This window comes from Corynebacterium sp. UMB8791 (assembly GCF_054166365.1).
Genome location: NZ_JBSZCG010000057.1, coordinates 1 through 329, shown reverse-complemented (window position 1 = coordinate 329; position 329 = coordinate 1). Strand labels below are relative to the sequence as shown.

Sequence of the window (329 nt, the reverse complement as noted above, 5' to 3'; positions counted from 1 at the left end):
GAGGCGACGTTCCACGTTGAAGTTGTCGGCCTCCCTGGAGGCGTAACTAATTGTTCTCCTTAATCGTTAGCGTTCTTGAACTCGACAGGGATCACAGCCTCTGGCATGTAACTGATCTGGTAGCGAGACAAGGAAACACTGCTGCCATCAACGTCCTCGACGGTGTAAACCACCGTGGGAGGGAGACCAACCAGGTGCTTGCGCACGGTATTGTCGGGCTGGAGCGCGGTGACCTCCAGTTGATTCTGCCCCTCGCTGCGATCCTCGCGGACAGAGATCTTGCCGACCATCTCTAGCAGAACAGTGTCGGTGACTGTGTTCACTACCAC

General features: G+C 55.9%; 1 protein-coding gene. It reads right to left on the bottom strand.

The features are described from left to right. Positions 1 to 59: 59 nt before the first annotated feature. The coding region (locus ACXIUA_RS01550; protein WP_457975949.1) for a beta-sandwich lipoprotein at positions 60 to 329 on the bottom strand (270 nt) is incomplete at its 5' end.